Origin of the sequence: Streptomyces himastatinicus ATCC 53653 (genome assembly GCF_000158915.1) — a bacterium.
Lineage (GTDB): Bacteria > Actinomycetota > Actinomycetes > Streptomycetales > Streptomycetaceae > Streptomyces > Streptomyces himastatinicus.
Window position 1 is genome coordinate 7,371,039 of the sequence record NZ_GG657754.1, and the last position, 8,410, is coordinate 7,379,448.

Below are 8,410 nucleotides of genomic sequence, written 5' to 3' on the forward strand. Positions count from 1 at the left end.
GAGGTCCGTATCTCATGCGCAACCGTCGCCGCTTCCTCGGTGCCGTCACCGGCCTGCTCATCGCCGCTCCCCTCACCCCCGCCGCCCACGCGGCCCCGGCCCCCGCCCCCGCTCCCTCCCCCGGGTCCCCCGGCTCCGCCGCTCCGGCCGGGGTCCCGGGGATGCCGTCGATGGGGCGGCAGAGCCTGCCGCTGCCGTGGGGCAACAACGTCACCGTGAGCCGCGTCGGCTACGTGAGCAGCAACGGCACCGTCGCCCTGTCGGGCACGTACCGCTGTCTGCGGGACGGAGCGGCCATCCCGCGCGCCGACATCCTCGTCACGCTCACCCAGGGCCAGGTGCGGTTCGGGCTCGGGGGCGGACCGGCGCTCTGCGACGGCCTGACCCACTCCTGGTCGGTGCAGGAGGCCCCGAGTGTGAACTTCGTGCCGGGCCCGGCGCTCGTGGAGAGCAGCCTGCTGAGGTTCGATGCCGGCCAGCAGCTCGTTCCGCTTCCGCGGACCGCGGCCGTGGGGGAGCGCGCGATCACGCTGGAGGCGCGCGAGTTGTGAGACCCGCCCCCCGTCGCCGCGCTTGAGCCCTTCCCCCACGGGGGATATCCCTTCTTTCCACCGCCTTTGTTCAGGGGCGGGCAGGAGAGGGGGAACGGGGACGATGGCGACGGGGGACCCACAGGACCGCATCCCGGCGTATCCGGGTGTCGAGCGCTTCGTCGAGGCGTTCGACAAGCTGGTCATCCAACAGCGGCGCAGCCGCAGCAGGGTGCCGGTGGTGCTGTTGACGGAGGAGGGCGCCGGGCGGGCCGGCCGGAGGATCGTGGGAGGGCTGCGGTCGCGGCTGCGCGGCCGCAGTCAGGTGCTGGCGCCGCACGCGTACGTACCGGCGCTCCCGCCCGGCGCCGATACCGCCGCCGCTCGAGCTGTTCGAGCAGATCGCGCTCCAGCTCGCCGAGTCCATGCCGGTGGACACCGGGCAGCTGCGGCTGCCGGGCTACCGGCTGCTGCATTCGGTGGTCACGGCCCCGGCCATCGACGGGCCCATCGAGCACCGCCACCGCGATCTGCGCAACCACTGCTACGACGAGCACCGCCGCTGGTCGCGCACGGCCAACACGCTGTGGCGGATCGGCGGCCGGGACCACGCCAGCGGCGGTTCGGTCGTGGAGCTGTTGTGGAACTTCGTGGCCGGGCCGCTGTGCCAGACCCTGCCGCGCTGGCTGTTCGGCGTCCGGTCCAGCCGCCGGATGCTCGGCCGCGGCCGCCACCGCCGCTGGTACGCGGAGTGGGCGCGGCTCCAGCGCGGCACCCCGCCCACCGACTTCTTCCGCTCCGCGCTCGACCACGTCCCCGGCGGCGAGGGCAGCGACCCGGAGCGGCTGGACCGGGTGCTGATGCACGCGCTGCTCGCGGACCTGGACGGGGCGGTGCGCCGCCGCCGCTTCAACCCGTGGCGGATGCGCCGCACCACCCGGTTCGTGCTGCTCTTCGAGGAGGCCGGGGCGCTGGACTCGCGGGTGCAGCGATTCCTGCGCGAACTGCGCTCCGCCGTCGAGGACCTGCGCTGTACGTCGGTGATCGCGATCGCGGCCGGGGCGCGCTCGCTGGCGTCCCGCATCCCCGACATCGAGGCGGCCGACCTGGCCCACGCGGGCGCCGAGCTGGAGCTGGTCGAGCGGCAGGGCATGCGCGCGGGCCAGCCCACCGGGATCGTGGTGCCGGTGAGCGAGGGCCCGGAGGACGACGAGCGGGCGTCGTACTGGCTCGGCCGCCGTCCCACCCTGGTCGCGCCGTCCCGCCGCTGGGGCCCTCGTACCGAGATCGCGGGCGCGGCGGTCGTCGTGCTGGTCGCGCTGGGGCTGGTCGCCGGCGGCTTCTACCGGCCGCTGTGGGGCGGGGGCGACGACAGCTGCGCGGGCCAGACCTTCCTGGGCAAGGACGGCCAGTGCGTCGGGGTGACGACGGGCAAGCAGCGGTTCGCCCAGGGCACCAACGAGCGGCAGGTCAGCGAGGTGCTGGAGCAGATCGACCGGCAGAACGACGAGGTGGACGCCGCGATGCGCCGCCGCGAGGAGGCATCGCCGCGCTATCGCACCGTGGTCTACATCGGCCCGTTCAGCGGCGGTGCGGGCGCCGACGACCCGGTGCGCGGCGGCACGCTGCCCGAGCTGCGCGGGATCGTGCTCGCCCAGGCCCATGTCAACGCCCTGGCGCTGACGTCGGACGACCGGGTTCCGGTGCGGGTGCTGGTGGCCAACGCGGGCCATCTCTTCGAGGACGCCCCGGCCGTCGCCGACTCCATCGTCCAACTGGCCCGGCGCGACCCGTCGATCGTCGGCGCCGTCGGCCTCGGCCAGAGCCGCGGCTCCACGTACGCCGCGATCCGCAAGCTGGACGCGGCGGGCATCCCCATGATCGGCACCTCCGGCACGGCCGACTCCCTGCTCTCCCAGGGCCCGCACTACTACCAGCTCGCACCCGTCGACTCGCGCGCCGCCCAGGTCATGGCGGCCTTCGTCCGGGAGGCGGCGATGGTGACCGGGCCCGGACAGGCCCCGGTGAAGGCGCGCCGGGTGATGCTGATCGCCGATCCGAAGGATCCCTACAGCTCAGGACTCGCTCGTTCGTTCCGTACCGAATACCGGTCGGGCCCGGTCGAGACGCTGCTGCTGGGCACGGGCGGCGGCGCCACCGGACCGGCCGGGCGGTCGTACGACACGATGGAGGACTTCGCGGAGCGGGTGTGCCGGGTGGCGGGCGGGGACGAGCCGACGGGCGTCGTATGGACGGCCCGCGGCAGCCAGTTCGTCACCTTCCTGTCCGAGTACAGCAGGATGGCCGACGACTGCCCGACCGTCAGCGTGCTCGGCGGCGACGACGTCACCAACGCGCTGCTGCTGGGGCAGGACCCCTGGGCGATCTTCCAGGGGCTCGATCTGTACTACGTCTCGCACGGCGAGCCGTCGCGGGTCCGGGCGGAGAGCGCCCAGGCGTATCTGCGGGCGTACGACGCGCAGTACGGCCACGAACGCGGGGTGCTGGCCCAGGCGATGCGGCTCGACGGGCACTCCCCGCTCGCCTGGGACGCCCTGTGCTATCTGTCCCAGGCCATCGACGAGGCCTGGGTGGGCAGCGGCAAACGGGACGGGCGGCTGGACCGGGCGCTGGTGCAGGCCGTGCTCTACCAGGGCCTGGGCAGCGGCGGTTTCAACGGGGCGACCGGCCGGATCGACGCCCACGGGGTGGCCGGGGGCGGGCGGCTGACCGCCGACAAGCTGGTCGCCATCCTGCACGGCGCTCCCGAGGGCGCGCCGCGGCCCGCGCTGCTGTGCGGGGCGGTGACGGCGACCGACATCCGGAAGACGTGGGGGCCGGGGAAGCGGTACAGCTGCCCGGAGCCCGTCGACTGACGTTCCGCTATTCCGTTTCGCCTTCGTCTCCCGAGCCTTCGTCTCCCGAGCCTTCGTCTCTCGTGTCTTCGTCTCCCCGGCCCAGCAGGGAGACGAAGGTACGGAAGAGGGCGGGCATGTCCACCGCGTCCGGGTCGTGCAGCCACTGGAACTGGAGCCCGTCCAGCACCGCGACCAGCAGCGGCGCGGCGGCCTCGGGGGTGAGCCCGCCGGGCAGCCGGTCGCCGAACTCGCCGCGCAGGGTGTCCGTCATATCGGCGCGCACCCGTTCGTAGCGGCGGGCGAACCAGTCGCGCGCGGGATGGTCCTCGGTGACGCTCTCGCCCAGCAGCGCGGAGAAGGTCTGCACGATGCCGGGGCGCATCGCGTTGTACTCCACCAGGGAGGCGAGCAGTTCCAGCGGCCAGGCGCCGCCGCCGTCGCGCCGCGCGGCGCCGGTGTCCCACTGGTCGCGCTCGGCCAGCACGGCGATGAGCAGGGCGTCCTTGGTGGGGAAGTAGTGCAGCAGCCCCTGCTGGGTGAGCCCGGCGCGCTCGGCCACCGCGCTCAGGGTGGCGCCCCGGTAGCCGCGCTCGGCGATGACTTCGAGGGCGGAGCGCACGATGTCCGCGCGCCGCTCCTGGCCGCGCCGGGTCGGCGCATCGGCGTCCAGCTTCTCCATGGGAGTACCGTAAAGCAGTTTGATAACAAAACAATAACGGTACCTACCGGATTACAGGGCGGCGGGTCCACGATATGGGCGACCTGAGGAGGCCGACCGTGGCAGAAGCGATCAGTGCGGGCGTGAGCGGTGTCGTCGAGAAGGCGCTCGGGGCGCTCGACCTGGAGACCAAGGCCCGGCTGCTCGCCGGGCAGGACATGTGGTCCTTGCCCGCCGTCCCCGCCATCGGACTGCGCTCCCTGGTGATGTCGGACGGCCCGATCGGCGTCCGGGGCGTGCGCTGGACCGCCGACGACCCCTCCATCGCCCTGCCCAGCCCCACCGCCCTCGCCGCCACCTGGGACCCGGCACTGGCCCGCCGCGCGGGGCGGCTGCTGGCTCAGGAGGCGCGGCGCAAGGGGGTGCACGTACTGCTCGCCCCGACCGTGAACCTGCACCGATCGCCGCTGGGCGGCCGCCACTTCGAGGCGTACAGCGAGGATCCGTATCTCACCGGCGCGATCGGTACCGGCTATGTGCACGGCGTCCAGGACGGCGGAGTGGGCACCACCGTCAAGCACTTCGTCGCCAACGACGCGGAGACCGAGCGCTTCACCGTCGACAACCAGGTGGGCGCGCGGGCGCTGCGCGAGCTGTATCTCGCGCCCTTCGAAGCCATCGTCAAGGACGCCCGCCCGTGGGGCATCATGGCCGCCTACAACGGGGTCAACGGCGCCACGATGACCGAGCACCGCGCCCTCCAGCGGGGCGTGCTGCGCGGCGAGTGGGGGTTCGACGGTTTCATCGTCTCCGACTGGACGGCCGCCCGTGACACCGCCGGGGCGCTGGCGGGCGGGCTCGACGTCGCCATGCCCGGCCCGGGGACCGTCTACGGCGAGGCGCTGGCCGCCGCCGTGCGCGACGGCCTGGTCGCCGAGTCGGACGTCGACGACGCGGTGCGGCGGGTGCTGACGCTCGCCGCCCGGGTCGGCGCCCTGGACGGCGCGGAGCCCGCCGTCGCCCCCGCCGACCGGCCCGGACCGATCGACGGCGACGCGCTCGCCCGCGAGATCGCCCGGCGGTCCTTCGTGCTGCTGCGCAACGAGACGCAGGCGTTGCCGCTCACCCCCGGCGGGCCCTCCGGCCTACGGTCCCTGGCGCTCATCGGCGCCGCCGCGCGGGACGCCCGGGTGCTCGGCGGCGGCTCGGCGCTGGTCTTCCCCGACCATGTGGTCTCCCCGCTGGACGGGCTGCGCGCCGCGCTGCCCGCCGACGTGCCGCTGACCTACGCCGTGGGCGCCGACCCCACCGACGAACTCGCCCCCGCAGGGCCGGGCTTCGCGCTGCGCGCCGTCGTCCGGGCCGAGGACGGGCGGGTGCTGGGCGAGTCCCGGCTGCCCAGCGGTCAGGTCCAGTGGCTCGGCGACTTCCCCGAGGGGGTCGCGTACGAGGAGCTGCACTCCGTCGAGGTCACCGGCACCTTCACCCCGCGCGAGAGCGGGGCGCACTCCTTCGGCACCCGCGGCCTGGGCGGCTTCCGGCTGACCGTCGGCGGGGAGGTGCTCTTCGACGGGCACCAGACGATGGACGAGACCGACGACCCGTTCGAGGCGTTCTTCGGCTCGCCCGTGCCCCGCGGGCGGGCGGAGCTGACCGTGGGCGAACCGGTCGAGGTCAGCCTCATCAGCACGGTCGCCAAGACGGACGAGGCGAACTGGAAGGCCGTCTGCTTCAGCCTGGTGCACCGCGCCCCGGAGCGCGATCCGGAGGAGCTGATCCAGGAGGCCGTCGCCGCGGCCACCGCCGCCGACACCGCCGTGGTCGTGGTCGCGACCACGGAGAGCGTCGAGAGCGAGGGCTTCGACCGTACGAACCTCCGGCTGCCCGGCCGCCAGGACGAGCTGGTGCGCCGCGTCGCCGCCACCGGCACCCCGACCGTCGTGGTCGTCAACGCGGGCTCACCCGTGGAGATGCCGTGGCGTGAGGACGTCGCCGCGGTCCTCCTCAGCTGGTTCCCGGGCCAGGAGGCGGGCGCCGCCCTCGCGGACGTCCTCCTCGGCGCCGAGGAGCCGGGCGGCCGCCTCCCGACGACCTGGCCGGTCCGGCTGACGGACGCGCCGGTGAGCCAGGTGGCACCCAGCGAGGGTCAACTCTCCTACGACGAGGGCGTCTTCATCGGCTACCGGGCGTGGGAGCGGCAGCAGGGGGCCGCTCCGGCGTACTGGTTCGGGCACGGGCTCGGGTACACCGACTGGGCGTACGAGGCGGTGGACTTCACCCCCACGGGCGACCCGGCGGGCGACCCCGCGGGCGAGCTGGGCACGGTCACGGTCCGGGTGCGGAACGTGGGCTCCCGGCCCGGCCGCGAGGTGGTCCAGCTCTACCTGGCCCCGCAGGCCGACTCCGTACGCACCGCGGAGGACCGCCCCGCCCGGTGCCTGGCGGGCTTCGCGGCCGCGGAGGCGGGCCCGGGGGAGACGGCGGAGGTGGCGATCCCGGTGCGGCGCCGCGCGGCGGAGATCTGGGACGAGGCGGCGGACGCCTGGCGCCTGGTCCCCGGCACGTACACGGCGGAGGCGGGCCGCAGCGTGGCCGACCTCCGCCTCACGGCGCCCGTGGTCGTGTCCTGAGAGATCAGGGGCTGGTGATGCGGCGGTAGGCCATCGCGGCCAACCGCTGCTGACCCGCCTTGCTGGGGTGGAACCAGTCCCACTTGCTCAACTCGCGCTCCGTGAAGCGGTACTTGTGCACCGCGTCGTCGTAGCGGCACAGCGGGTCCTTCCCGCACACGTCCTTCAGCACCTTGTTGTAGTCGTCCACCTGGTCGTCCACCCGCTGCCGCCGCTCCGTCGAGGCCGCGTCCATCGCGTCGGAGTCCTTCAGCATCGATGGGCAGATGCCCAGCTTCCAGATCTGCCGCCCCAGCACGTTCTTCCGCCCCTGCGACCACAGCCGCTTCAGATCCGGGACGCTCGCGACGTACACCTGCGTCTTGGGCACCTCGCGGCGCAGCCGGGTGAGGGCCGAGGTGAAGACGGAGCGGAACTCGTCGGTGGGGGTCATGTCGGCGACCGAGTCCCGGCAGGCGTCATTGGAACCGATCATCACGGTCACCAGCTGCGGCTTGCGCGTCGCGGCCGCCTCCATCTGGCCGGGCAGATCGGCCATGACCGCGCCGGTCTTGGCGTAGTTCCAGCTGCGCGCGCCCGAGCGCAGCCGCTGGGCCAGGCTGTCCACATCGCTGCCGGTGGACCAGGAGACCCGGGGGCAGTCGGAGAGCACCGAGCAGGCGTCGAAGCCCCGGGTGATGGAGTCGCCGAGGGAGGCGATGGAGCTGGGCCGGGTGTTCCACGCGGGGCCCTCGGCATGCTTGCCACCCCGGCTCGGCCCGCTCCGGGAGGGGTCCTCGGAGCTGCCGAAGCAGCCCGCCGAACTCATGACGGCGGCCGTCGTGAGCAGGACGACACCGGTGCGCATCGACGCGGTGGTCCGCTGCTTCCGGCGTGGTGCGCTGGCCCGCATGGCTGTTCCCCCTCCGACTGTTGGGTGATATCTATCCGGGACCGACGGTACGTCACTCCTGTGGCCGGTCCGCGCGGTACGTTTTTCTTGTGGCAGTTGGGCGGCAGCCCAGCACCGGGAAGAGCATTGCGATACCGTCACATTACGTTGCGTCACATCCTGTCCCTTTTCTAGAGAATTCTGCCCGATAAATTTCACCGCAGGTAACCTCGGGACTGGTGCGAGGGTGATCATTAGGGCAGAATGTCGTGTGCTGTCCCGGGCGTGACCGGTACGGGCACGAGGCCGCTGGGGAAGGCGCACCTCGAACCGCACAGGAGGCCCCGGTGACGACACGTGGAGTTCTGTATGTGCACTCCGCTCCGCGCGCGCTGTGCCCGCACGTCGAATGGGCCATCGCGGGCGTACTCGGTGTGCGCGTCACCCTCGACTGGATCAAACAGCCCGCCGCCAACGGCGCATGGCGCGCCGAGTTCTCCTGGCAGGGCGAGGTCGGCACGGCCTCCAAGCTGGCCTCCGCGCTGCGCGGCTGGCATCTGCTGCGCTTCGAGGTGACCGCCGAGCCCTGCGCCACCGCCGAGGGCGAGCGCTACAGCTCCACCCCCGAACTGGGCATCTTCCACGCCGTCACCGGTATGCACGGCGACATCCTGATCCCCGAGGACCGGCTGCGCGCCGCGCTGGCCCGCTCCGCCCGGGGCGAGGGCGATCTCCAGGCGGAGATCGCCAAGTTGCTCGGCAAGCCGTGGGACGACGAACTGGAGCCGTTCCGCTACGCGGGTGAGGGCGCCCCGGTCCGCTGGCTGCACCAGGTCGTCTGACCGGCACGACACCCCGAGGGG

The 8,410-nt window shown here is 73.3% G+C and carries 6 protein-coding genes; 4 read left to right on the forward strand and 2 right to left on the reverse strand.

Annotation, left to right across the window (positions count from 1 at the left end):
• Window positions 1-14: 14 nt before the first annotated feature.
• Window positions 15-551 (forward strand): DUF6299 family protein, encoded by a 537-nt coding sequence (locus SSOG_RS52650; protein WP_009718239.1) that lies wholly within the window; start codon window positions 15-17, stop codon window positions 549-551.
• Between the two features lie 404 nt (window positions 552-955).
• The gene (locus SSOG_RS31135; protein ID WP_009718240.1) at window positions 956-3,406 is read left to right on the forward strand and encodes a type 1 periplasmic-binding domain-containing protein; all 2,451 of its coding nucleotides are present in this window, start codon (window positions 956-958) and stop codon (window positions 3,404-3,406) included.
• 7 nt (window positions 3,407-3,413) lie between these two features.
• Here SSOG_RS31135 and SSOG_RS31140 read toward each other — a convergent pair whose 3' ends face one another.
• The gene (locus SSOG_RS31140; protein WP_009718241.1) at window positions 3,414-4,067 is read right to left on the reverse strand and encodes a TetR/AcrR family transcriptional regulator; all 654 of its coding nucleotides are present in this window, start codon (window positions 4,065-4,067) and stop codon (window positions 3,414-3,416) included.
• A gap of 74 nt (window positions 4,068-4,141) precedes the next feature.
• Between SSOG_RS31140 and SSOG_RS31145 the strand changes: the two genes are divergently transcribed.
• Window positions 4,142-6,676 carry a glycoside hydrolase family 3 protein gene (locus SSOG_RS31145; RefSeq protein ID WP_050800027.1) on the forward strand — a complete coding sequence of 845 codons (2,535 nt, stop codon included), beginning with the start codon at window positions 4,142-4,144 and terminating at the stop codon, window positions 6,674-6,676.
• Window positions 6,677-6,680: 4 nt separating this feature from the next.
• Here the strand turns inward: SSOG_RS31145 and SSOG_RS31150 are convergent, their stop codons facing one another.
• Complete coding sequence (locus tag SSOG_RS31150) at window positions 6,681-7,568, reverse strand: SGNH/GDSL hydrolase family protein (protein WP_009718243.1); 888 nt, start codon at window positions 7,566-7,568, stop codon at window positions 6,681-6,683.
• Between the two features lie 326 nt (window positions 7,569-7,894).
• Between SSOG_RS31150 and SSOG_RS31155 the strand changes: the two genes are divergently transcribed.
• Window positions 7,895-8,389 (forward strand): DUF3145 domain-containing protein, encoded by a 495-nt coding sequence (locus tag SSOG_RS31155; protein WP_009718244.1) that lies wholly within the window; start codon window positions 7,895-7,897, stop codon window positions 8,387-8,389.
• Window positions 8,390-8,410: the final 21 nt, after the last annotated feature.